At 42.4% G+C, this 22,913-nt stretch carries 26 protein-coding genes and 1 tRNA gene; 4 read left to right on the forward strand and 23 right to left on the reverse strand.

Translation table 11 applies throughout. The features are described from left to right. Positions 1–18: 18 nt before the first annotated feature. The 11 genes from SALPA_RS12155 to pxpB (SALPA_RS12205) form a co-directional block, all read right to left on the reverse strand. Positions 19–1,665 carry a methylmalonyl-CoA mutase gene (locus SALPA_RS12155; RefSeq protein WP_145094179.1) on the reverse strand — a complete coding sequence of 549 codons (1,647 nt, stop codon included), beginning with the start codon at positions 1,663–1,665 and terminating at the stop codon, positions 19–21. Between the two features lie 52 nt (positions 1,666–1,717). Next, complete coding sequence (locus SALPA_RS12160) at positions 1,718–2,065, reverse strand: RNA-binding protein (protein ID WP_145094182.1); 348 nt, start codon at positions 2,063–2,065, stop codon at positions 1,718–1,720. Positions 2,066–2,102: 37 nt separating this feature from the next. Continuing rightward, the gene (locus SALPA_RS12165) at positions 2,103–2,861 is read right to left on the reverse strand and encodes a LamB/YcsF family protein (RefSeq protein ID WP_145094185.1); all 759 of its coding nucleotides are present in this window, start codon (positions 2,859–2,861) and stop codon (positions 2,103–2,105) included. A gap of 74 nt (positions 2,862–2,935) precedes the next feature. Continuing rightward, positions 2,936–3,709 (reverse strand): putative hydro-lyase, encoded by a 774-nt coding sequence (locus SALPA_RS12170; RefSeq protein ID WP_370516734.1) that lies wholly within the window; start codon positions 3,707–3,709, stop codon positions 2,936–2,938. A 70-nt stretch (positions 3,710–3,779) separates the two neighbouring features. Beyond that, positions 3,780–4,805: a biotin-dependent carboxyltransferase family protein gene (locus tag SALPA_RS12175; RefSeq protein WP_145094191.1), complete on the reverse strand. Its 1,026-nt coding sequence runs from the start codon at positions 4,803–4,805 to the stop codon at positions 3,780–3,782. 4 nt (positions 4,806–4,809) lie between these two features. Further along, positions 4,810–5,556 carry a 5-oxoprolinase subunit PxpB gene (gene pxpB / locus SALPA_RS12180; protein WP_145094194.1) on the reverse strand — a complete coding sequence of 249 codons (747 nt, stop codon included), beginning with the start codon at positions 5,554–5,556 and terminating at the stop codon, positions 4,810–4,812. 182 nt (positions 5,557–5,738) lie between these two features. Continuing rightward, a complete protein-coding gene (locus SALPA_RS12185) occupies positions 5,739–6,263 on the reverse strand; it encodes a 2-oxoacid:acceptor oxidoreductase family protein (RefSeq protein ID WP_145094198.1) in 525 nt (174 codons plus the stop codon). 1 nt (position 6,264) lies between these two features. Further along, entirely contained in the window at positions 6,265–7,083 is an 819-nt protein-coding gene (locus SALPA_RS12190) for a 2-oxoacid:ferredoxin oxidoreductase subunit beta (protein WP_145094201.1), read from the reverse strand. 14 nt (positions 7,084–7,097) lie between these two features. Then, positions 7,098–8,228, reverse strand: a complete 1,131-nt coding sequence (locus tag SALPA_RS12195; RefSeq protein ID WP_145094203.1) for a 2-oxoacid:acceptor oxidoreductase subunit alpha — start codon at positions 8,226–8,228, stop codon at positions 7,098–7,100. Between the two features lie 19 nt (positions 8,229–8,247). Next, positions 8,248–8,433 (reverse strand): 4Fe-4S binding protein, encoded by a 186-nt coding sequence (locus tag SALPA_RS12200; RefSeq protein ID WP_145094206.1) that lies wholly within the window; start codon positions 8,431–8,433, stop codon positions 8,248–8,250. 145 nt (positions 8,434–8,578) lie between these two features. Beyond that, on the reverse strand, positions 8,579–9,319 hold the full coding sequence (pxpB, locus tag SALPA_RS12205; protein WP_145094210.1) for a 5-oxoprolinase subunit PxpB: 741 nt from the start codon (positions 9,317–9,319) through the stop codon (positions 8,579–8,581). 227 nt (positions 9,320–9,546) lie between these two features. Between pxpB (SALPA_RS12205) and SALPA_RS12215 the strand changes: the two genes are divergently transcribed. Continuing rightward, complete coding sequence (locus tag SALPA_RS12215) at positions 9,547–10,443, forward strand: LysR family transcriptional regulator (RefSeq protein ID WP_145094213.1); 897 nt, start codon at positions 9,547–9,549, stop codon at positions 10,441–10,443. Positions 10,444–10,687: 244 nt separating this feature from the next. Here SALPA_RS12215 and SALPA_RS12220 read toward each other — a convergent pair whose 3' ends face one another. From SALPA_RS12220 to SALPA_RS12275, 12 genes are all read right to left on the reverse strand, one after another. Then, entirely contained in the window at positions 10,688–11,440 is a 753-nt protein-coding gene (locus SALPA_RS12220) for a DUF364 domain-containing protein (RefSeq protein ID WP_145094217.1), read from the reverse strand. A gap of 65 nt (positions 11,441–11,505) precedes the next feature. Continuing rightward, positions 11,506–12,531 (reverse strand): ATP-binding cassette domain-containing protein, encoded by a 1,026-nt coding sequence (locus SALPA_RS12225; RefSeq protein WP_145094220.1) that lies wholly within the window; start codon positions 12,529–12,531, stop codon positions 11,506–11,508. A 4-nt stretch (positions 12,532–12,535) separates the two neighbouring features. Then, entirely contained in the window at positions 12,536–13,222 is a 687-nt protein-coding gene (locus tag SALPA_RS12230; RefSeq protein WP_145094224.1) for a GTP-binding protein, read from the reverse strand. A gap of 526 nt (positions 13,223–13,748) precedes the next feature. Continuing rightward, complete coding sequence (locus tag SALPA_RS12235; protein ID WP_145094227.1) at positions 13,749–14,090, reverse strand: hypothetical protein; 342 nt, start codon at positions 14,088–14,090, stop codon at positions 13,749–13,751. Positions 14,091–15,121: 1,031 nt separating this feature from the next. Then, a complete protein-coding gene (locus SALPA_RS12240) occupies positions 15,122–15,424 on the reverse strand; it encodes a hypothetical protein (protein ID WP_370516703.1) in 303 nt (100 codons plus the stop codon). Positions 15,425–15,627: 203 nt separating this feature from the next. Continuing rightward, a complete protein-coding gene (locus SALPA_RS12245) occupies positions 15,628–15,933 on the reverse strand; it encodes a hypothetical protein (RefSeq protein WP_145094234.1) in 306 nt (101 codons plus the stop codon). Positions 15,934–15,968: 35 nt separating this feature from the next. Beyond that, positions 15,969–16,577 (reverse strand): porin family protein, encoded by a 609-nt coding sequence (locus SALPA_RS12250; RefSeq protein WP_145094237.1) that lies wholly within the window; start codon positions 16,575–16,577, stop codon positions 15,969–15,971. Positions 16,578–16,697: 120 nt separating this feature from the next. Then, positions 16,698–16,868, reverse strand: a complete 171-nt coding sequence (locus SALPA_RS12255; protein ID WP_255451178.1) for a hypothetical protein — start codon at positions 16,866–16,868, stop codon at positions 16,698–16,700. Positions 16,869–16,937: 69 nt separating this feature from the next. Further along, positions 16,938–17,792 (reverse strand): CAP domain-containing protein, encoded by an 855-nt coding sequence (locus tag SALPA_RS12260; RefSeq protein ID WP_145094243.1) that lies wholly within the window; start codon positions 17,790–17,792, stop codon positions 16,938–16,940. A gap of 241 nt (positions 17,793–18,033) precedes the next feature. Next, a tRNA-Gly gene (locus tag SALPA_RS12265) sits at positions 18,034–18,108 on the reverse strand. A 356-nt stretch (positions 18,109–18,464) separates the two neighbouring features. Further along, positions 18,465–18,656 carry a hypothetical protein gene (locus SALPA_RS12270; protein ID WP_145094246.1) on the reverse strand — a complete coding sequence of 64 codons (192 nt, stop codon included), beginning with the start codon at positions 18,654–18,656 and terminating at the stop codon, positions 18,465–18,467. A gap of 229 nt (positions 18,657–18,885) precedes the next feature. Beyond that, complete coding sequence (locus tag SALPA_RS12275) at positions 18,886–19,536, reverse strand: phosphoribosyltransferase (protein ID WP_145094249.1); 651 nt, start codon at positions 19,534–19,536, stop codon at positions 18,886–18,888. Positions 19,537–19,747: 211 nt separating this feature from the next. Here SALPA_RS12275 and SALPA_RS12280 point away from each other — a divergent pair, with 211 nt between their 5' ends. From SALPA_RS12280 to SALPA_RS12290, 3 genes are read left to right on the forward strand one after another with little or no spacing between them, the layout of a single operon-like run. Continuing rightward, the gene (locus SALPA_RS12280; protein ID WP_186451053.1) at positions 19,748–21,448 is read left to right on the forward strand and encodes a histidine kinase; all 1,701 of its coding nucleotides are present in this window, start codon (positions 19,748–19,750) and stop codon (positions 21,446–21,448) included. Further along, complete coding sequence (locus tag SALPA_RS12285; protein ID WP_145094255.1) at positions 21,445–22,173, forward strand: LytTR family DNA-binding domain-containing protein; 729 nt, start codon at positions 21,445–21,447, stop codon at positions 22,171–22,173. The genes SALPA_RS12280 and SALPA_RS12285 overlap by 4 nt, the downstream gene beginning before the upstream one ends. Before the next feature lie 24 nt (positions 22,174–22,197). Then, positions 22,198–22,893, forward strand: a complete 696-nt coding sequence (locus SALPA_RS12290) for a cache domain-containing protein (RefSeq protein WP_145094258.1) — start codon at positions 22,198–22,200, stop codon at positions 22,891–22,893. Positions 22,894–22,913: the final 20 nt, after the last annotated feature.

Genomic DNA, 22,913 nt, shown 5'->3' on the forward strand with positions numbered 1-22,913 from the left:
CCGAGAAGCTACTTCACTTTACAGGCTTACGTGCGCTTCGTATTCACCAAATACCTTACGCAGTACACCGCAGATTTCGCCAAGAGTTGCATAAACCTTAACCGCTTCAAGGATAAACGGCATGAGATTTGTTTCTTCTTCCCCAGCAGCTTTCTCAAGCATGGCCAATTTTGCTTTGACTGCTTCCTTATCACGTTTGGCATGAAGATCAGCCAGCTTTTGTTTCTGTAGTTCGCCAACAGAAGAATCTACCCGCAGTAGGCCTTCTGCTGCCTTTTCCTGTATCTGGAATTGGTTGACGCCAACAATAATCCGTTGCTTGGACTCAACCTCCATTTGCCATTTGTAGGCGCTTTCCTGAATCTCTCTTTGAATATAACCTTTTTCAATAGCAACAACCGCACCGCCGAGTTCATCAATTTTTTCAATATATGCCATGGCTTCTTGTTCGATTTTATCGGTAAGTGCCTCGATAAAGTACGAGCCTCCTAACGGGTCAACGACATCAGCCAGCCCACTTTCATAGGCTACAATCTGTTGCGTCCTGAGAGCAACCCGTACAGAATCTTCCGTAGGCAGCGCCAATGCTTCGTCTTGAGAATTAGTATGCAGCGATTGAGTACCACCAAGAACTGCCGCTGCGGTTTGTAAAGCAACACGGACGATGTTGTTGGCAGGTTGCTGGGCTGTAAGCATGGAGCCTGCAGTCTGGGTGTGGAACCGAAGCATCATGGATTTGGGGTTAGTCGCACCAAAACGCTCTTTCATGATTCTGGCCCATATGCGGCGGGAAGCACGGAACTTGGCTACCTCCTCCAATACATTGTTATGCGCATTCCAGAAAAAGGACAGCCTGCCGGCAAAATCATCCACATTCAAACCAGCCTTAATAGCGGCCTCTACATAAGCAATTCCATCAGCAATCGTAAAGGCTATTTCCTGCGCGGCCGTCGAACCGGCCTCACGAATGTGATAGCCAGAAATTGAAATGGTATTCCATTTAGGAACATTCTTCGAACAATATTCAAAAATGTTGGTAATCAACCGCATGGAAGGCTTGGGCGGAAAAATATAGGTACCGCGCGCTGCATATTCTTTTAGAATGTCATTTTGAATGGTGCCTTTAAGCTGTTCGAGAGCTACGCCTTGTTTTTCCGCAACTGCAATATACATAGCCAAGAGCACCGAAGCCGGGGCATTAATCGTCATAGAAGTAGATACCTTACCAAGGTCGATGCCGCTAAACAGTATTTCCATATCGGCCAACGAATCAATGGCCACGCCAACTTTACCTACTTCACCTTCGGCGATTGCGTCATCCGAATCGTACCCAATCTGCGTAGGCAGGTCAAAAGCACAGGACAAACCGGTAGCACCTGACTCAATTAAATAGCGGTAGCGCTTATTGGATTCTTCAGCTGTCGAAAACCCGGCATACATTCGCATAGTCCAAAACCGGCCACGATACATGGTAGGTTGTACACCGCGGGTATAGGGATAATCACCCGGAAATCCGAGCTTATGCTCATAATCAGAGTTTTCGAGATCAAGCGGGGTATAGAGTCTATTGTACGGTAGATTTTTACGTTCAGGATTTTTCGCAATTACTTTGTCGACTTTGGCGTCATACGCCATCTGTTTGGCTTTTATTGACTCATCAGACATTTTTCGTTCTCCTTTAAAGTAACTAATCGTTATTGCCTCAACCTCGCCATGGTTATCCGATAATTTCAGAAAAATAAATAACCGTAACAACATCTGATCGATTCATTGGTTTTTTAAAAGCGCTACGATACCAGGCAAGAAATTCATCATTGGTGTTCAGCTTATCATTCTCCCCATTTAATTCCTGTCCAGTTAACAATCGAATTGGTTTTACAAGCACTTTATCAATATAGGCGGTATATACCTTTGTCTTTTTTGTATAAGTATCACCAAAGGTAATATTTATGACCTGCCCTTCCTTATATCGTTCTGTTATATCTCCATAACGAATCGTACATACCGTATTACGCGCTTGTAAAGCGTTATACGATTCGGGCAAAGTAAAGTTTATGGCTTGCATAAATTGCACCTCAATATATTGACCCTTCAACTATCTTTTAGACGCTAAACGGTCTAACTTCGATTCCTTCCTGAACTACGCTTGTTCTAATTGCCTTGATCATATCAATTGCTCCGGGAGTATCGCCATGTACACAAATGGTCTGTGGTTTTAAGGCCACCTCAGAACCATCAATTGTTTGTACTTTTCCGGTCGTAATCATAGTAAGCACTCTGGCAGCAACCACTTGCGGATCATGGATAACCGCTCCCTGCTCACGCCGTGAGACCAGTGTGCCATCTTGCGTGTATGCCCTGTCAGCGAAGGCCTCTTCAACGTATTTGACACTCACACTTTGCGCGCCTTGAATCATCATGGAGCCACATGAACAAATCATGAAAAGATTCGGGTCCACATCTTTTATGGCCTTGGCAATAGCAGCAGCCACCTTACTATCCTTTTCCGCCATATTATAAAGCGCCCCATGAGGTTTAACATGCTGCAACGTAAGACCTTCTGTTTTGCAAATTCCCATTAAGGCACCAATTTGATAAACCACATCTGCGTATATCTCTTCCTGCGATGCCGCCATTGCCCGCCTGCCAAAACCAACTAAATCAGGAAAGGAAGGGTGAGCCCCAATAGCTAAATTATGTCTTTTGGCTTTTTTGATCGTTTTAACAATATTATTCGGATCAGATGCGTGAAAACCGCATGCTACATTAATTGAAGTAACATAAGGCATAGCCGTTTCATCATGTCCAAGAGTATAAACTCCAAAACTTTCTCCCATATCACAATTTAAGTCAATCCTCATAGCTAATGACCTCCTAATAGAATTTTTTCTCAACATTATAACCCTTGTCTACAGGTGTGCTTAACTACGTTTACTTAAAATACCGATAGGTCTTCATCACGAGTGTCGCAAATGAACATATAGCCTGGAGCATGGGTTATCATCAAATCAGGTTTTACCTTCATCGCCACTGCCTGGGGAGTAACACCGCAAGCCCAAAATACCGGGACTTCGCCCTCGTTTATCGTCACCGCATCACCGAAGTCCGGTTTATTAATATCTCTTATACCAATAGCTTCTGGAGCACCAATATGGATCGGAGCGCCATGGACAGCAGGAAAACGGGATGTTACCTGAACCGCACGGATTACTAGTTCTTGAGGAATCGGACGCATACTCACAACAACAGGGCCGGAAAAAATCCCTGCCGGTTTACATTCAATAGAAGTGATATACATCGGAACATTGCAGTTTTCTTCAATATGTCGCACAGGTATCCCATTTTTTATCATCGGTGTTTCAAAAGTAAAACTACATCCCAGCAAAAAAGCTACTAAATCGTTATTCCAATATTCCTCTATGTCGAGCACTTCTTTATACAATTGACCTTTTTTATATACCCGGTATTTAGGTATATCGTAACGCAAATCTGCTCCTGGTGCGGCCAGCTTAGGTTCAGGCGAACCTATCTCTGTTACATCAAGAATCGGACAGGGCTTAGGATTACGCTGAGCAAACAGTAAGAAATCATACGCCACTTCTTTGGGTAAAATAGCTAAATTAGCCTGGGTATAGCCCTGTGCTATACCGGCAGTCGGCCTCACTAGCTGTTTTTTCCGGATTAAGCTTCTCACATCTTTGGGATTCATACAACCTAAGTTCTCCATGCATAACTCCCCTCTCTTTACAGTACTATAATCCAAACCAGATCAAGCACCGTTACTTGTACTCTTCTACTTGAACTGTATACACCTGGTTCTCGATAACAAGGTTAAATTGCCGGCCATTTTCGGGAAATAGGTTCTGTGGCTGAATACTGCGGGCAATATTTTCGTAAGCTTGCCGCTCTGCCCGTAATGCGTTTACTGCCGCTTCTTCCGAACATAACCGGAAACAAACTTTATCACCTGGCTTGGCTTGCGCCAGCTTTGACAAATCCGGACCAATTACTGCGCCTATTTTGGCATATCCACCTGTTGTTTGACGGTCGGCCATCATGATAATCGGCATACCATGCGCAGGTACTTGAATAGCACCGAAAGGCAGCGCGTCGGAGACGATATCGGCTTTGTCAATATGGGCAATTTTAGGACCTGCCAACCGATACCCCATACGGTCAGCTTCATCGGTAATTACATATTCGCTTTTCAACAAAGTTGCTATCGCTTCTGCTGTAAACATATCATCCTGCGGCCCTAAAAGAATGCGTAACAGTAGGCTTTGTTCGTACTGGGGAACATACTCTGCCTTCAGCTTTCCCGCCTGAATTTCGACTTCCTTGTCGGTTCCGACATTCAATACATCACCTTGACAAAGAGCTCTGCCTTCCAAGCCACCAACTTTCGCGCGTGTATAAGTAGAACGGCTGCCTAATACACTAGGTACATCAATTCCGCCGCGAACCGCAAGGTAGGCTCTACAGCCTGTCACAGCATACTCAAGTTTAAGCTCGCTGCCTTTTTGTACAACAAAGGCAGACCAGTTTGTAACACTTACACCATCCAATTTTGCTTGCATATCAGCACCACAAAGGGCAACAAGCTGACTCTCATCAAATTTAAAGGAGGCACCAAGTATCGTCATTTCAATAGCAGCAGCATTTGCTTTATTGCCAACTAATAAATTGGCCACCCGATAAGCATAGCGATCCATTGCTCCAGCCACCGGCATTCCATAGGCTTGGTATCCCCAGCGTCCGCCATCCTGAATTGTTGAAAAAAAGCCTGGGTTTATTGTTGTAAACACATCGTCACCCCCTCTGCCATTTTGTAACCTCAGGACTATAGGTACCTGCATCCACCTGTTTACCGATTTGGCGAAATTCATCTACAGATATAGGTTTAAACTGCAAATAATCACCTGCGGAAAATAAGAACGGATTTGCAACAGCTGGATTAAAGGCTTTTATTGGTGTACGCCCAATCAGACGCCACCCTCCTGGGCTCTCAATAGGATAAAAACCTGTTTGACTGCCTGCAATACCAACAGATCCGGCTGGAATTTGTACTCTGGGCTTGTCCAAACGCGGGGCAGCTATCTTTGGCGACATGCCCCCAAGATAAGGAAATCCTGGTGTAAATCCAAGCATGTATACCAGATAGGGATTGGATGAATGGATATCCACAACTTCATTAACAGAAATTCCGTTGTACTCTGCTACAAACTCTAAGTCAGGGGCAAACTCACCCTGATAACAAACGGGAATATGGACGATAGTAGCGGTTTCCTTTTCCTCCCCCGATTGCAGCGCCTGGTTCTCAGATAGCAGCAATTCCTCAATTTTTGTAATCAATTCTGCTCGCGTCATGCTAAGCGGATCAAAATAAACAAGCAATGACCGATATGTTGGCACAATTTCAAAAATTGCCTTGTTGGCTTTGGCTATTAATCCTTTTGCCAGCTTATGAACCTTACTGTTGATTGTTTGGTTAACGTCCTTACCAAATTCAACAACCAACCCTTGCTCACCCGCATGGAATACCTCTATGCCATTCATCGTTCCACCAACTTCCTAGTATATATTGCGGCCCCAATTTGGATATTGTATTATACTACACAGCCATATCAGGAAACGCACAAGGATACTTATACAACCCTGTGCGTTTTCCATCATACAGCTTAAAACAACGTACAATAGTTATCAGGGAAAACCGTCTTTTTACTGCCCTGAACATGCTACTACTTTATAGATGCAATACCTAACTCTAATGCTTGTTTATTAGTCTGTTCTGTTCCTTTTGGTACGCGGGCCAGTACAGCTTGCTCCAATGCTTTTAGGCTTACAGCCTTGGTAAGCTTAGCTACGATTCCTAACGCAATAATATTGGCAAACAAATCGCGCCCAAGCTTTTCTTTGGCCATCTGTGTAATTGGTATCGAATACACCTTTTTAAATTGAGCAGGTACTTCTTTTACCAATGTACTGTCAACAACGAGAATGCTATCTTGGCTAAGATCGACACTATATTTAGCAAGCGCTTCCTGCGTCATAGCCAACAAAAAATCAGGGTTTTCCACTTTGGGATAATAAATCGTTTTATCACTGATAATAACTTCTGATTTACTTGAGCCGCCACGGGCCTCCGGCCCGTAAGACTGAGACTGCACCGCTTCCTTACCGTCGCCAATAGCTGCTTCCGCCAAAATAATACCGGCCAAAATCAGCCCCTGTCCGCCAGAACCACTTAACCGAAATTCCATCATATTACTTACCACTCCCCATTGCCCGCTGAATTACCTTCTGGTACTTAGTCACATATTCCTGACCTTCGCCCTGGTACAATACGCCAATTGGGAATTTTCCCTCAAGCTGGGTCTGATCCATCTTTGCCATTGCCTCTACCATAACAGCATGATCTCGCTGCCACTTCATCATTTTGGCCGGACCGCCCATCTTGTTTTGCCGTCCAAAAGAGATTGGGCACGCAGAAACTGCTTCAACAACAGCAAATCCCTGATGACTGATTGCCTTAGCAATGAGGTCAGTAAGCAGGATGGCATGGTATGTCGTTGCTCTGGCAATAAAAGTAGCTCCGGCTCCTTTGGCCAATTCATACATATCAAATGGCCTGTCAACATTGCCATAGGGAGCAGTGGTCGCCATACTCATATGTGGTGTCAACGGTGAGAACTGACCGCCTGTCATCCCATAAATGTTGTTATTATAAACAACAACAGTAAGATTGATATTACGGCGAGCAGCGTGAATGAAATGGTTGCCGCCAATGGCAGTAGCATCGCCATCTCCTGTAAGCACGATTACGTTGTGCTCAGGTTTAGTCAGTTTAACGCCGGTTGCAAAAGGAATGGCCCGTCCATGCGCAGTATGTACAGTATCAAAGTTTAGATATCCCGATGCACGGGACGAACAACCAATGCCAGATATAATTGCCGTCTTATCCTGATCAAGCTGCAGTTTATCAATGGCTCTGGCAACACAGGCCGTAACAATACCATTCCCACAACCGGGACACCAAATATGCGGCAATTTCGGTCGAAAATATTTCGCTAACAACTTTTCCATGATCTTCTTCCTCCTTAGCGGATTGCTTGGATAGCCGCAAGCATTTCGCTTGGCGTAATCGGCTCGTTATTCCATTTTGCCAGAGAAACAACTTGTGTTTTGCCGTTTACAATCTGGCGTACCTCATTAATATATTGACCATGATTCATTTCAGCTACGATGATGGCCTTGACTTTATCAGCCAAACGCAAAATTTGCTTTTCTGGCGCCGGCCAGATCGTAATCGGACGGAATAACCCTGCCCTAACTCCCTGCTTCCGGGCACTTTCGATTGCGGCATAAGCACTGCGCGCAGTGCCGCCAAAAGCAACTACGGCTATTTCAGCATCATCAAGATTGAATTCTTCGTATTTCACTATGTCGTCAATATTTTTCGTGATTTTTGAATGAAGCCGGTCAATAACCTCGTCAGTAACAGCGTTACTGCCTGTTGGAAAACCAGTGTAATCATGAACCAGACCGGTTGTGTGAAAACGGTAACCATCACCATAAGCCGGCATCGGCGGCACACCATCTTCATCTGGTTTATACGGTAAAAATTCACCAGGTGGAAGTGTTGGTTTCTTGCGATTAATAATCATTTGCTGGTTACTGTCCGGCATTACGAATTTCTCCCGCATATGACCAATTATCTCGTCTAATAGGAGAACAACAGGAGTGCGATATTTTTCAGCAAGATTAAAGGCATCGATTGTAAGCGTAAACGTTTCAGGTACACTTGACGGACTAAGCGCGATTACCCCTCTGTCACCATGCGATCCCCAGCGAGCCTGCATAACATCGCCCTGAGCAGGAGACGTTGGTTGACCTGTGCTTGGACCGGTGCGTTGAACATTTACAATGACACATGGCACTTCTGCTATGGATGCATAACCGATAAGTTCCTGTTTAAGCGAGAAGCCTGGACCACTAGTTGCAGTCAAAGACTTGGTTCCAGCGATAGAACCACCGATAACGGCAGCAATACCGGCAATCTCATCTTCCATTTGAATAAAGGTCCCACCGACCTGTGGAAGTTTTTTGGCAAGCAACTCAGCTATTTCCGTCGAAGGGGTAATGGGGTAGCCGGCAAAAAAACGTGCTCCCGCGATTATAGCCCCTTCGGCACAAGCTTGGTTGCCCTGCATTAATACTGCTTTAGGCATTGGATTGATCCCTCCAAAATTACTTTTTTCTAACAAAGATGGCATAGTCCGGACAGCGCAATTCACATTGGCCACAACTAACGCAATTCTCTTCACAAGTGATATTCACTTTACCTAGTTCATTTAATTCGAGAACCTGTTTTGGACAAAACTCTATACAAATGCCACAGCCTTTACAATGGGAAGTAATCGTTTTTAATTTCATTTATCCTCACCTCCTCTTTGTAATAAAATCAGAGTATTCATTTTTTAGATATGCAATACAATATTATGTATACAATATAATGTATTACGCGTCTGCAAAAACAAAAGCCTGCGATCACAATACTACTCCTACTAGTTCTTTATTCTCAGAATGTCGTGATCTCAGGACTATAGGAACCTGCTTCCACCTTGCTGAATATTTCGAAAAATTCGTCTACAGATATTGAATTGAATTGCAAGTAATCGCCTGCGGCAAACAAAAATGGATTAGGGTTTTCCGGATAGAATGCCCTTACCGGTGTGCGCCCGATCAACCGCCATTCACCAGAACTTTCAACCGTATAAAACCCGGTTTGTCTGCCAGCTATTCCCACTGAACCAGTTGGAATTTTACTTCTTACTCTTTTTAACCGCGGAACCACCAGTTTGTCATCCAGCCCCCCTAAATAAGGAAATCCTGGAGTAAATCCCAACATGTATACCAAGTACGTTCTTGAGGTATGAATGTTAATGACTTCTTCAAGCGATAATTTGGTCCGGCGAACTACATAATCAATATCCGGGCCAAAGACGCCTCCGTAACATACGGGAACATGAATCACCCTGCGTGTAATCTCTTGTATTTCTCCATTGCCTAGTTGGGTTAAAAATTGTCTAATACCGGAAATCAACTCATCACGAGTAATCTGTAATGGATCAAAGTAAACGATAACTGACCGATATGTTGGTACAACTTCTACGATTCCCTCTATTTCCCGACTGTTAAGAATCTCTACTAATTGCTGAACAAGTCTGTTAATTTCAACCGTGATCTCACCGCCAAAATCAATAACCATTCCTTGTTCACCTGCAACCAATATTTTTGCATTCTTAACATAATCGTCCATTAGTTATACCCCTTTGGTAAGAGAATTTCTAAATTTCCACTATCGGAACTTTGATAACATTCAGAATTTTAACCGCAATCAATGCCATTGAATTAATTTAAGTGCAGCTTTCCGGTATTTGAATTACGCTAGACATCTTTCGACATTTATAATATCATTAATAAAAATAGTTGTACAATTGAAAGATTAAATACGCCTATTCAATTTTATTGAAGGTCGTGATTGCAATGGAAATTCGTCAGTTGAAAACCTTTATTAATATCGTAAAATTAGGAAACTTCTCTCACGCCGCCCAATTTTCAGGCTATACGCAATCAACAGTAACCACTCATATTCAGTTACTTGAAAAAGAATTAAACACGCTTTTATTTGAACGATTTGGCCAACAAATTACACTTACCGATGATGGTCAACATCTATATGACTACGCAGAAAAAATCATTAAACTTGAAGCGGATGCAAAAAATGCTTTGAATAAATCCAATATCCCATGTGGACCGCTAATTATCGGCATACCTGAATCGTTATGTGTATTTAGAATGACTTCTTTGCTAAAAGAATATAGTTTTCTTTATCCAGATGTCGAATTAAAGATAAAATATGGCACTAGTAATGATTTTCGTATTTTATTGCGAAAAAAAGTAATGGACCTTGCCTTATTTCTTGAGCCTTCAATAACCGATCCTGACTTGACAAATACGCCTCTTTGGCCGGAACCAATTGTCTTTGTAACTTTTCCTAATCATGAGCTTACTAAACTTCCTGAGCTGCATCCCAAAATGTTAAATGATCAAACCCTGGTATTGGTTGAATCTGATAGCAATTATCGAATTCTTTTAGAAAAAACACTACAAAAAGAAAGTGTGCACCTAAAAACAGTTCTGGAGGTAGGACAAATTCAAGCAATCAAACAACTTATTATGCAAAACTTTGGCCTAACTTTATTGCCACTTATTTCAGTAGAAAAAGAGCTTGACGCAGGCGAACTGGTTTTATTGCCCTGGAAAGGACCTGACATTAACGTCACTGCCTTTTTAGTTCATCATAAAGACAGATGGGTCAATCACCCTATGAAAGCTTTCATTAAGCTGCTTCAGGAGCGGCTCATAAATAACCGTGCATAAAATTCCCAGGCAGGCTATTCTTGATATATCATAAGCCACGGCAAATTTGCATAAATATGGGGCTTGGCTAATCGCCAAGCCCCATATTTTTTAACAAATTTACAACAACTAACAGCAATGCACTTATAAATACCACTTTATCTTAGTACGCGAGTCAAGACTCCCGCCTCTACAGGCGGCGTTAATTCAGATGGAGTAGACTCTCCACCTGAATCCCCAATGTTTCAGCTATGCTGAAACGAGTTCACTTCGGTTTCATAGTTACTTTTTGTCCTGTTTTGTATATTTTCCTTCGTTCTAATCCTGATATAATACGCGCCGCACCAGCATTGTCCTTAACCACAAAGCTTGATAAGTCATTAACACCGAAAGAAAACAACTCTGGTGCTAAAGGAGTAAAAGGTCCAACAATTATGACATAAGCATTTTTGGCTAGTTCCAACATGCGTGGTAATGTTTTATAAACCAGGCTGGTACAACTGAGAATAACAAAATTACTTTCCGGCAAGATATATTCAGCAGCCGCTTCAGGATAATCGCCTTCCATCGGGTCACGTTCAATAATTGCAAGCTCGCATACCGGTTGGAGCAGTTGCTCAACATAAGGAAAATGGCCGAAAACGGCAACTTTTTTATTTTTTATCACATTTTGATAGGCAATAAAGGGATCACTAAGGCGGTCCTCACTATGCAGACTTTTAGAAAGGGCAATTCCGTTGCCGCTCGCCGTTGCCGGCGAATTATACCAGGCGTTTATCGCCGCCATACCAACAGAGGCTTCAACAAAATTCCAGGACTTAATGCATTCTGCCAGTCTTTTCAGCGGCATATTGAGTGATTTCTTCATCGTTTCAGGCAGGCTATCTCCCGGCACAATTTGGCTAAAGCCACATCCATTGCCGCTTCGTATGAGCACAGCATACGTGCCGCAAATAAACTCATCAACAAGGCACTCCTCCGGTATTCCTTCAATTAAGGCATCATATAATTTCCACATTTTTTCAATCCTTCTCCTTATCCCATATTAAGAAATTTTGATTCCTTATATCCGGCACCCAACCGCTATAAGACAAACTTCAGAGGATAAACTCTTTCACCATGCCTCAGCTGCTGTCGAATTCCCAGCATGATAGTATCCAGTTTTTCAATATCCTTCAGACTTTCTATTTCTTCGTCCGAGGTTTCCATGATTTTATGGATGCCACCGTTCTTTATTACAATACGCTTATCAGCACTCAAAGCAAGCAGTGGATCATGAGTAGAAATCAATACAATTTTTTCATTTTCCGTCAGCAAGCTAATTGCCTGTTTTCTGTCAATGCCAGCGTTTTCAATTTCATCAATCAGGACAATGGGCGAAGAACTCATATGGGCCGCATCGGCAATCATCAATGCACGGGATTGCCCGCCCGAGAGCTGTGTCACTTTTGTATCCATGGTGAATTTTTCACCAGCCAGTTCATTGGCACAGACAAAACATTGTTGTATCACCTGTTCGGCATTCCCGCAAAGGCGACTTTTCGCATGCATTGCCAGAAATTCTGCGACATTCAGATCCATAACGAAATTCATATTTTGCGATAACTGCGCCACCATTTTATTGCCCATATCAAATCGTTCTTCATCGCTCAGCGGGTGATCATTAATCAATATTTGGCGTCTGGTCGGTGTATCGCATTGAGCTAAACACTCAATGTCACCCAATAGACGGCTTTTCCCTGAACCCGTAGGACCTACAATACTAATAACCTCACCGACCGCCATCGTAAGCGTCACGTTCTCCGCTTCCCCTTGTTTATTTCTGCCGCCTATGATTGTAATATTTTGTACTTTCTCCCGCTCTTCCCGGTGATTTACCAGCGTTGCCATGAATTTTACTAATTCTTCAGTTAGGCTGAATACATCAAGTCCGAACTCCTCCAGTTGCTCTGTCAATATTTTTTCTAGCGCCTGGGATACCGTGAGATTTTTCTGCAGATCCTGCAAATTATAATTTATAAAAAAATCCTGCACAACCGGATAGTTCTTGATGATTTCGGCAATCGTCTTATCTTTGATGATCTCTCTGATTTTTACATTTTGCGCCATATTCTCACCTGAATTCCATCTTTTTCAGCATTCCCATTTGGTAAGTTTCACCAATCCGCGTTTCTCCTGTACAGTAGGCGCATACTGAAGCAGGCATTGAGAAACGCAAACGGCGATTTCTCACCGTAGTGATATCTGCAGCATTTTTAACATGTTTGCTCAGCATGAACGCCCCTTGACCGGTAATTCCGTTTACAAACAGAATACTGGCGCTGGGGTTGACTTGCCGGACATTGAACATAAACACTTCCCGTTCAGCCTGCGAGACGATATCCCCCTTGGTAATCAAAACAATATCCGCCAGTTTCAGCATGGGGCCAATTTTACGGGGAGTATTAATTCCAGAAAGATTATCAATAACACAAATAGCAAGAACTCCCTGAATATGTGGAGAACAGCGATTGCATAGACCGGCACTTTCGCTAATCAGTATATCCAGGCCGGCACCATACCCCCACTCAACAGCATCTTCAATATTGCTGACAAAAAAATGATCCGGACAGAATTTTCCGGAAAATCCCACTTGAACTTTTACGCCATATTCTTTATAACGAAGTTGATCAAAAGAAGTCAGGCAGTCAAATTTTATAACACCGACCTCTTGGTTACTTTCTCTAAGACAATCAATCAGTCTGAGAATTACTGAAGTTTTACCAGAAGAAGGCGCCCCTGATACCGTAATAAGTTTCATATCTCTCCCCCCCAAAAACTCAATTACCTGACTGGCACACCATTCCCAGCAGGATTAACACCATGTTATCAATATATATACTTACGTCAAGAAGAATATGAATCAAGGGAATAGCTCAACAATGCTTCATGCTTCCATCGGGAACATCGAATCACTATCTACGCGAAACATAGCTTTTCCCTAATTCCCTCCAACAAAAATCCCCGCCCGGTAGTTGCCAGAACACTTAGTAGTTTACTGCACTCAAGGATTTTCTTTCTTAAAAAACATAATACTATTAAACATAATATAAATCAATATATATAATGTTTTAAATTTGTTCCTGTTCGTTTATGATTACTAAACTAGATTTGCTGTATGATTCTGTTCCATGTCATTACCTGACATTTTCTTTTTTTCCTTTGAAGCCATCGTTTCCATCCTTACTCAGCAACTTGATACTAGTCGCGAGAAATAGGGACACAAACTTTGGTTTCACTGTCTTTTTTCCCGACATTGATGATTTGCACATCAACACCGATGTATCTTAGGTCCATCCCTTTTCTGGGTGTTGATAAGAAGGTAAAGAAACGATTCTGAAAAACTGCCCAACTCGATCATATTTTTGATTGCACCACCATGCATAGCTCATACCGATACGCTTCAGATAATAGATAGCCCTCATCATCTTCTTGCAATAGGAGATGAACATAATTCCCATCAAACAATATCCATAAATGACACACCATCTACTTTCTTTAACCCAATTCATTATTTCTAAAAAACGGCAGTAGTCTTCATCGTCAAAAAATATATCCTGGCGATTTATCCCTCGCATCATGATATGATAGAGTCCGCTGGCACTCTTTTTTCTTGCATATCCTACCATGTTTCTCCTACTTTGCTTCCTTTTATCATTTGCAATAGGAAGCAAAAAGAATGTCCCTTCGCTTCCTACATTATGTAACCATAATCCCGCAAATTAAAAGCCGCCCACCCGAAGGTAGACGGCTACAGCACAACAAATATAAGCGGACCGCACTTTAAATTAGTTGTAAGTTTTACCACGAGCAAACTATGTTAGCAAACCGTGCTGCAGTCATCATTGAAGCAAAAAAACAGTAAAATTATTATAATGATAATTATGAAACTGCTACTACCACGACCTCCACAGCCACCAAAACCAAGACCCATAAATAAACCTCCTTTACTCCTTTATAAAGATATACTATAATTTATGTTCTATCGACTGGCTTTGCGACTGAGTAAAATAAAAAATCCCCGGTTTCCCGAGAACTACACAATCTATGAATAAAATGCAAGTTCTGGGAAAAGCGCGAGTTCAGAAGCTGGAACTATTATATGTAAACCACTCGCCGTCTGCCACAAAACAAAAAGTCATCCCCAACCAAGCGACTGAGAGTGGGCTAAATTATGAGGCAAAACATAAAAGTACTCAGCAATATACCAATTACTGAGTACTTTTACAATAGCAGAGGAATATGAAAAAAATTATGTCCAATAGTAAACATGGCCTTCTATGAACATGTTTAGAATTATATATTCCAATCTTTAGAATTACTTTAGAAAAGGCTGGAAGATGATAATAGCCGCCCATCTGGACGAACCCGGCAAAACCAAAAAAGCCCACCCCCAACCGCCAGGCTGAGATTGGGCAAATTAACAAAACCGCCCCATCCCTAAGGATAGAGCGGTTAACCAGGCGGTTTAAACTTGGTCAATTTTTTCGATTTTCTCAGCTATACGTTTTAGTGACTTAGAGATGCTGTACAGTATAATCCGCCACCTACTACAACTACATGAAGTACATTAAAAAAACCGCCATCCCGTAAGGGAAATAACCGTGCATATGAATAGCATCCTCTGCTTAAGACTTAAACATAATTTACTTTATGCTTCTTAATCATTTGACGCGCTACCAATCACGATCCCCAGCAGAAGAGCGCCAATTTCACGTAATTCACGGTCATGCCGGTCCCTTTCACGCTCTTGCCGCTCACGCCATGCCCGACGACCTTCATTCGGGTGCCGCTTCATTTCTCTTTCATGCCGCTCATTTTCTTGCCGCATCCGCTCGTCATGCTGCCGCCGCCGATCATTGTCACGGTTGTCATGGCCATCATGACGGTCAAGCTGTACTATTTGTTGTGAAATACTGTTGTGTAAAGGTCCCGATGCTGCGGCAGCTACCGATGAGAACATACCAACTTGCATTAGGCCGAGCATTGAGTATATGATTACCTTTTTGGCTACAATTTTCATAGGAACACTTCCTTTTGTCTTTTTGTTTTGATTCCGAATCCATAATTTAATAATAAGCTCCATATTTTAGAATTTGTTTAGAATTTATTGGATAGAAATAAAAAAAACGCCCACCTGGACGAAACCCTGGTAGGCGGCAATAATTAAAATGAATATCTTATTCCTGCTTTTCCATGGTCATACTTAAAGTCATAACCAGCAACAACACCTAAATACTTACCATCCTTAGTAATCCTCCAGCTAACATCGGCAGTAACCTCATCCAGTTTGAATTTACCCTGGACAGCCTCGCTCCAATCCGGATACACATTAACACCACGAATAACCTTTTTATAGGCGAACACATTGTACTGATTTAAAGTGACCCTCTGCACACCGATTGCACACCAAGATACCCACCCAACCCCATCAATTTTATCACACCCCTTGCAGGAATAACCTGTAAACACAAAAAAGCCGCTCAATTAAGAACGGCTTTTTGATTCTAAAATTTATAGATTAGTCCAGCACCAATACCTTTTAGTGTTACATAATCCTCGTCGTGATAGCGGTAGTTAACATTTAACAATACGTTTTTGCTTAGCGTTTGGTTAACACCAATCTGCCAATCATCTGCATAACTGTCATGTAAATAGGTAGCATATGCGGTAGTTTTATCTCCTAGCGGAGTAGAAGCCCCTATGCCATAGATAAATTTGTTTGTTGATTCACTTGCAGATCCATAGCCTGCCACAGATGCGCTTGTGTCATAGTTGCGGTTTCCAGCAATTAAACGAACGTTATTATCAATCTTGTACTGTACAGTAAAATCAGTAAATCTGGTATCAATACTAACTTTTGTGCCGGAAATATTTTTAGTCCTGTCTCCCTTCATGGTTTCAATACCAACAATCACCTTGTCAGTTAAGGCAGTTTCAGCGTAAAATCCATTCGCGTTTGAATTTCCGATATCATAAGAGTCAATATCAACTTTAGGATTCCAGTACAAATAGCCCGCCGCCGATTCTCCTTTTTGTAAATCTGTCATTGGTGCTGCCATAGCAATACTGGATACGGCAAAGCACATAACAAGAGTAAGTATGAGTTTCTTCATGGTAAAACCTCCTAATTTTTTAATACATGTACCATTATATCGCTAATGCCTGTCGAATATTGTCAGTATTGAGACATTGACTTTCACACGAATATGCCCCCGGCCAGCGCCGAGGTTTTTTTATTCCTCAATATACCACTTACCATCAAGATCATTATGGAACAAATTAACTTCCTTATTCCGTATCCGGCACTTATACCTCATGCCATGACCGCCGCCGATCAGCGACAGAACCATACGAACGTCCAGCACTTTATCGATCTCGAATTTGCGGCCGTCTGGCCAGTGCATGATTAATGGTTTGCTACTGCCGGATAGGAAAAAACCGCACCCCGAAGGATGCGGCAAATCAAATTAGGTTTACTTGATAAAATCTTGAACCACATACACAGTACCTGCACTGTCGAAAGCAACACCAATGCCTACAGTGGTATAAGTTGAATTTAATATATTGGCGCGATGTCCTGAGCTATTCATTAAAGAAGTTTCCGCTGCCTGAACGCTTGTGTTTTCGGCAATGTTCTCGCCAGCAGCACTAAAAGAAATACCGGCCTGTTTTAAACGGTCGGAAAGAGTTTCTCCGTCCGGATTAGTATGCGAAAAAAAGTTTCGGGCTACCATATTTTGCGCATGACTTCGTGCGACGGCAGTCAACGAGGAACTCACCTGTAAGTCCGCTAAACCATTCGCCCGGCGGTCGGCGTTCAGCAATTCAACTGCTTTTTCCTCAGCAGCATTTACGTTGGTAGAGTTTGTATTACTGATCGTTCCCGTAGTTGCACTACCGGTATTTCCGGAAGTGCTGCCGCTATTGGCAGTGCCATTATTACTGTTTGAGGAATTGGCTGTATTAACAGACGTGATGATCCATTGAGAATTATCATTTTTTAATTTAAGAGTAACATTGTAAATCGTTTTTCCATGACGCACCGAGACAACTGCCTGGGTTGCCGACTTGCTGGTTAGAGCAAAGGAATCGGTTTTGACATTGAAGCCCAGCTTCTTAGCCGAAGCCTTAACTGTTTCCACCGGATCTTGCACGACTTTGTTAACTGTGCGGTTCGGAGCGTTTTGCATGAATGAAGTAGTCGATTTTTCGATGTTATTAGAGACTTGTTGCTGTTTTGCGTAAACTGATGCAGGTGTTACCATCATATACAACCCTAAGGTGGTACCAAATAATCCCAAAAACATATTACGGATTACTTTTTTCATTCAGTCGCCTCCTCTTTAAAATATCACAAGAATATGCATATGCATTTCTTGTACCTGTCTAATATATTGCTTGCACTTTTGATTTTCTTTAGAAACGATAAGGTAATATTTACATTCAAAATTACTGCCCATAAAATAATAAAACAGCCCATCCCTCGACCACTGTAATACGTTATTGCATCACAGATTGCCAACAAACGAAAAAAACCTCCAAGCAAATGCCTGGAAGGTTTGATTTTACTGGAGCGGGCAACGAGATTCGAACTCGCGACCCACGGCTTGGGAAGCCGGTACTCTACCACTGAGCTACGCCCGCATCATTATTGGAATTACAATTATCTTCAGAATACCCACTTATCTTTTGTGGTAATTTGAGCTAGTTTGGCCAGCTGTAGGTATCCCAACGCTTTGTATTATATCATAGAACTATAGGTGAATCAAGGGCTGGCAGTAATTAACTACCCATGTCCCAGGGCAATTGAACATTACCTACCCCGAATATACTATTTAGGAAAGACTCCCACCTCTTTAGGCGTATTACATTTGGAATTTGAGCACCGATAATTTCCTCCCGTGTTTTAGGCATGGCATCTAATCCAAATTTCCCTTCTCGTTATCTACAACAGAGACACCTTCTGCCATTCTTGTACCCCTTTTGTGATAAGTCTGTTTCTATTTACCAACACATCTTAATTGTCCTGTTTGCTGAGAAATTGTAGTAATATCTTTATTGCCGCATTGCTTACAAACTTCAGGTCTCTTTCCATCCTTTGTCTCTTGGATCAAGCCACATTTTGGACATTTGTACAAAGTATCAGCCATTACTATCCCTTCTTTTTTGTTTTTTTTCTGATTATTCATCAATTTTTATTTGTAATTCTCCTCCAAGAATGCTCTTGTATTCTGACTCTGGAAAAGCCGATTTAACTTTAGGATGCTTTACCCCATTTGCATCTGCGATTTCAAGACAACTGCGCTCGTCTTAAAGGAGCACAATAAGGCAAGGTCAGTGAGGATACTGACCTTGCCTTTTGGGATGCTTTGGGGATGACCCTTTTTCCTCTATAAAAAGGCTTGACATAGTCGCTTGCTCTTACAGTCGAACAATCGCATTTGGCGCAAACCGGTGGTACTCTAAAGCTTCGGCGTCTGTCATTTCTTCGAAATCTTTAAAGTAACTTCCGACTGCCTTAAAGACATCCCGCTCATCAATGCATACCACCTCGACTTGCGCTTCCCGCAGTTTACCAGTAACATCATTAGGTGCTACCGGCACAGCGACTAGTATACTGGCCGGGTTCCACTTTTGCAACCACTTAACTGCAGCGCGCATAGTATAGCCTGTAGCAATGCCATCATCAACAATTATAATATCCCGCCCTCTGACTTCATGATTTTTAATAATCAAGGATTCATAGGCCTTAACCCGCTGGTCAAATATTTCACGGGCTTTTGCCGTTAATTGGTCAAAGCTATCCTGCTTTACTCCAAGACCGCTGACATATTGATTGTCATGAATCAGACTGCCATCAGGCATAATTGCACCAATAGCTATTTCCGGGTTAAGCGGATGCCCGATTTTTTTTGCAATAAGAACCGCCATATTGGCTTGTAGTTTAGCGGCAATGGGAGCAGCCACCGCAAGGCCGCCGCGAGGAACCGCTAGTATATAAGGGCTTTTCAGGGCTAGCGTAGCTAATTTTTCTGCTAAAAGCTGACCAGCATGAGTACGATCATCAAACATAGCTCACCCTCCTTAAATTTCTACTTATATGTTTTGTGTCTGATATGATTTTAATGCAAAAAACCTTGCAGATCGCAAAGTTTTTTTATTCCAGATGAAAAGTATAACAACAAAACTAAATTTAGATAATATTTTGCAAATGCCCCATTGGAAAAAAAGGGGAAATCACCCTTTTGCCGAATACTTTTTTAGATTAACACGGAGGCAATATATGACGGTTTTTACTCTGTTAGAGATAATAAGTGCTTTATCTTTTATCGCTATGACAGCCTATCTTACAGCCCGCAGCCGCTTTATTATGCGTTGCGCGCGTTATCCGTTCCACCGGGCAAGCCAATTCTCCTTAATTGTGTTATTTGCCTTTCTATCGATAACAGGCAACTACAGCACCTTGCCCTGGGATGAGTCGCGCGTAACTACCCGCTTAATTGGTGTGATCTTAGCAGGCATTTCCGGCGGGCCTGTATCAGGGTTTGGAGTTGGTTTTATTTGTGCCAGCTACTTGGTAATGATAGAATACTCGTCCATTATACTGCCGCTTTTTATCATTGTAGCCGGATTTCTTTCCGGAATGTTACGCCTCCGATTCACCTTTCACCAGATTACGCCGCTGACTGGCGCCAGTGTGGCCCTGATTATTGAGCTTTGTCAAATAAGTCTGATTACATTGTTCCCCGATTCCACAGCTACGCTATTTTTAAACTTTGCATCAGCCGTTCTTACTATGGGTGTTAGCATTATCGGTGTATGGCTATTTTTATATATTATTAATTGGGTTGAAGCAGAACAGGATATTTATGGCGCCCGTGCTGCACAATTGTCCCTGGATATTGCCAGTCGTACGCTTCCGTTTCTCAGACTGGGCTTTAACAAACATTCAGCTACAATAACAGCAAGTATTATCTATGAATTAGCACAAGTAGATGCTGTTTCCATCACTGGCAGGTATAAACGACTAGCCTTTATCGGCCAGGGTGCCGATCACCACAAACCAAGTGAGCCAATTCTCTCTGCTGTCGTAAAAGAAACTATCACCAGCAAAACCATGAAAGTTGTTAACACTCCATCCGACCGGGGCTGTCCCGTTCCATATTGCCCGCTAAAGTCTAGCGTTGTGGTGCCGCTGTTCTCCAACGACAGGGTAATTGGAACCATTGAAATAGCCCGGGTTCACGAAAATACGGTGTCAGAACTGGACATCCACATTGCTGATGGAATTGCCAATTTACTGTCTGTTCAGATTCAACTGGCCGAAGTTGATAAGCAACGAAAAATGCGGGAAAAGGCCGAGCTAAAAGCCCTTCGCGCCCAGATCAACCCACATTTTCTCTTTAACACAATTAATATAATAATGTCCTTTTGTCGTACTGATCCAGACAAAGCCCGCAGCCTGCTGGGAAGCCTTGCAACCTTGATGCAGCGAGGCTATTCCAATCAAGACGAGCTGGTAACATTACAAAATGAGCTGGCGGCTATTATGGCCTACCTGGAAATTGCTATGTCCCGATTTGGCGACAGACTCGACATAGCCGTTAATATTGATGACGAAACATCCACTGCCCTAATTCCAGCTCTATCTTTACAGCCCTTAGTAGAAAATGCCTTAAATCATGGTCTGTTTCCTAAACTCGGGAGCTGCCTCCTGTCCATTGAAGCCTATATTGAAGAAACTACCCTGATTATTACTATTACCGACAATGGTGTAGGAATTCCCCCTGAAAAGCTAGCCAAAATCCAGGCTGGTGATTCTGACGGAGTCGGTTTAACCAATGTCCACCAACGCTTAACTAGTCTCTATGGAACCAAATACGGCCTGACAATAACCTCTAAGCCACCGTTTGGCACAGAAGTTCGACTACGCATTCCTTTCCGGCAAAGTGTATGCATTCAGAAAGAAAGTGGTGTAATATGAGAACAAAAACAGTTATTGTTGATGATGAGCAGCCTATTTGTGATGAAATTGAATACCTCCTGGGTCAGCATCAAGATATTGAAATATGCGGCAAGTTTACCAATTGTATTGATGCACTTATTTATATTCTAGAAAAGAAGCCAGCGTTAGTCTTCTTGGATGTCAGCATGCCTGGTATGTCAGGCCTCGAAATGGCCCAAAAGCTAAGCAGTATGAATAGACCACCCTATATTGTTTTTATCACAGCCTATCCGGAACATGCCGTCGCCGCCTTTGCCACACCGGCTGTTGGTTATATTACTAAGCCGGTTACAGCTGAAAAACTGGCTCAGACTTTAACCAAAGTACGACATTTGTCCTCCAGGGTCGCAACCGAGCAGATGTCGCAAATTACCAAAGTCTGCGTATTATCTGGCAGTAAAATTTTACCCATGAGCAAAAGCGATATTGTTTTTATTTATGTCAAGGATAAAGATGTTTATGTACGTACCCGCGCTAAAGAATTTTCTGCTATGCTTACTTTACAGGAATTTGATAATTTGTTAACAGAAGCCAATTTTCTGCGTATCCATCGACAATATATTATTAACGTAGATGAAATACTCGAAATCATACCCTGGTTTCACGGCTCCTATTTGCTGCGCATGAATGATGCTAATAAACAAGAAGTTCCGGTCAGCCGCAACCGGGTAAAGCAGCTTAAAATTATACTTGGTCTGAAGTAGAACTTTTCTGTAAGGAGGTTTGTTATGCAGCTTAGTCTCAAAACCAAGTTTACTGTCTTTTTCATTGGGCCAGCAATGCTGATATCTCTGGTTATTGGCATTATGACTATCCGCGACATGCATACTCAAATTGAAGCAGCGATCGCTGAAAAAGCCAAATCTGATTTGGCCACTGCCCAGGAAATTGCCGACTATATGCACCCCGGTTCCTGGCATGTGGTCAATGGTAAGTTATATAAAGGTACTTCTTTGATTAATGATAGTACTGAATTAGTAGACAGAATTGGTCGCTTAACAGATGACACAGTTACCATATTTTTAAGTAATACCCGTGTTGCTACCAATATCATGCGCGATGGCAGTCGGGCAACCGGTACTTTCGCGGCTGATTATGTTACTGAAACCGTGCTAACTGGAGGTAAAATATATATTGGCGAAGCTGAGGTTGTCGGCGTTAAATACCAAACTGGCTATGCCCCAATAAAAGACGATTCTGGTCGTATCATCGGTATGTTTTATATCGGCGTTTCCAAGAAACTGGCCGATCAACTCAAACAAAGCTTTATCGCCGTTGCCATACTGTCAGCACGTATTGCTTTGTTATTTGCACTTGCTGCTACCTGCTTTATTCCGATTGACACCTGGGCAACGGTACCAACCTCCCGTTCCTGGCCCCTAAATTCACTGGCGTCGCAACATAAAAAGATACCACACAGCTAAATGTGGTATCTTTTTTCATA

The sequence above is a fragment of the Sporomusa sp. KB1 genome, from assembly GCF_007830295.1.
Lineage (GTDB): Bacteria > Bacillota > Negativicutes > Sporomusales > Sporomusaceae > Sporomusa.

Coding starts and splice junctions, on each gene's coding strand:
- SALPA_RS12255 (WP_255451178.1), bottom strand. CDS start 16,868: ATGCACTGGCCAGACGGCCGCAAATTCGAGATCGATAAAGTGCTGGAC.
- SALPA_RS12230 (WP_145094224.1), bottom strand. CDS start 13,222: ATGAAACTTATTACGGTATCAGGGGCGCCTTCTTCTGGTAAAACTTCA.
- SALPA_RS12220 (WP_145094217.1), bottom strand. CDS start 11,440: ATGTGGAAATTATATGATGCCTTAATTGAAGGAATACCGGAGGAGTGC.
- pxpB (WP_145094194.1), bottom strand. CDS start 5,556: ATGAATGGCATAGAGGTATTCCATGCGGGTGAGCAAGGGTTGGTTGTT.
- SALPA_RS12280 (WP_186451053.1), top strand. CDS start 19,748: ATGACGGTTTTTACTCTGTTAGAGATAATAAGTGCTTTATCTTTTATC.
- SALPA_RS12215 (WP_145094213.1), top strand. CDS start 9,547: ATGGAAATTCGTCAGTTGAAAACCTTTATTAATATCGTAAAATTAGGA.
- SALPA_RS12235 (WP_145094227.1), bottom strand. CDS start 14,090: ATGGTAGGATATGCAAGAAAAAAGAGTGCCAGCGGACTCTATCATATC.
- SALPA_RS12240 (WP_370516703.1), bottom strand. CDS start 15,424: ATGTTCTCATCGGTAGCTGCCGCAGCATCGGGACCTTTACACAACAGT.
- SALPA_RS12195 (WP_145094203.1), bottom strand. CDS start 8,228: ATGCCTAAAGCAGTATTAATGCAGGGCAACCAAGCTTGTGCCGAAGGG.
- SALPA_RS12160 (WP_145094182.1), bottom strand. CDS start 2,065: ATGCAAGCCATAAACTTTACTTTGCCCGAATCGTATAACGCTTTACAA.
- SALPA_RS12190 (WP_145094201.1), bottom strand. CDS start 7,083: ATGGAAAAGTTGTTAGCGAAATATTTTCGACCGAAATTGCCGCATATT.
- SALPA_RS12165 (WP_145094185.1), bottom strand. CDS start 2,861: ATGAGGATTGACTTAAATTGTGATATGGGAGAAAGTTTTGGAGTTTAT.
- SALPA_RS12285 (WP_145094255.1), top strand. CDS start 21,445: ATGAGAACAAAAACAGTTATTGTTGATGATGAGCAGCCTATTTGTGAT.
- SALPA_RS12225 (WP_145094220.1), bottom strand. CDS start 12,531: ATGGCGCAAAATGTAAAAATCAGAGAGATCATCAAAGATAAGACGATT.
- SALPA_RS12185 (WP_145094198.1), bottom strand. CDS start 6,263: ATGATGGAATTTCGGTTAAGTGGTTCTGGCGGACAGGGGCTGATTTTG.
- SALPA_RS12155 (WP_145094179.1), bottom strand. CDS start 1,665: ATGTCTGATGAGTCAATAAAAGCCAAACAGATGGCGTATGACGCCAAA.
- SALPA_RS12260 (WP_145094243.1), bottom strand. CDS start 17,792: ATGAAAAAAGTAATCCGTAATATGTTTTTGGGATTATTTGGTACCACC.
- SALPA_RS12170 (WP_370516734.1), bottom strand. CDS start 3,709: ATGAATCCCAAAGATGTGAGAAGCTTAATCCGGAAAAAACAGCTAGTG.
- pxpB (WP_145094210.1), bottom strand. CDS start 9,319: ATGGACGATTATGTTAAGAATGCAAAAATATTGGTTGCAGGTGAACAA.
- SALPA_RS12200 (WP_145094206.1), bottom strand. CDS start 8,433: ATGAAATTAAAAACGATTACTTCCCATTGTAAAGGCTGTGGCATTTGT.
- SALPA_RS12250 (WP_145094237.1), bottom strand. CDS start 16,577: ATGAAGAAACTCATACTTACTCTTGTTATGTGCTTTGCCGTATCCAGT.
- SALPA_RS12290 (WP_145094258.1), top strand. CDS start 22,198: ATGCAGCTTAGTCTCAAAACCAAGTTTACTGTCTTTTTCATTGGGCCA.
- SALPA_RS12275 (WP_145094249.1), bottom strand. CDS start 19,536: ATGTTTGATGATCGTACTCATGCTGGTCAGCTTTTAGCAGAAAAATTA.